At 42.3% G+C, this 267-nt stretch carries 1 protein-coding gene; it reads right to left on the bottom strand.

The annotated features are described in order from the left end of the window. A partial coding sequence (locus ETC27_RS18015; RefSeq protein WP_205742783.1) for a hypothetical protein occupies nucleotides 1-231 on the bottom strand: 231 nt, incomplete at its 3' end. Nucleotides 232-267: the final 36 nt, after the last annotated feature.

Here is a 267-nt window from a genome sequence, read left to right as displayed (position 1 = left end):
AAAGGAAGCGCCAAAAACAAGCAAGGGCGTAAAGCCAGCCATAAAAACAGGAATTTGACCAAGGCTAAACCCCGACGAAGAAAAGGTGGCAAAAAAAGCAATCATTGGCGCTAAAGCCCAGAGAAACCAAGTTACTTTATTGGGAATAACCCAGCCATTGAGTGTGGCTCTAACGTAGCCCAAAGCAAAATATAAGGTAACAGCAGCACTCAAAATAAGTAAATATGCCATCTTGCCGCTCTCCTTTACTGGTAAAAACTCATATCT

Source organism: Onishia niordana, assembly GCF_004798965.1.
Taxonomy (GTDB): domain Bacteria; phylum Pseudomonadota; class Gammaproteobacteria; order Pseudomonadales; family Halomonadaceae; genus Onishia; species Onishia niordana.
The sequence above is the reverse complement of the archived record's forward strand: the minus strand, read 5'-3'. Positions and strand labels throughout refer to the sequence as shown.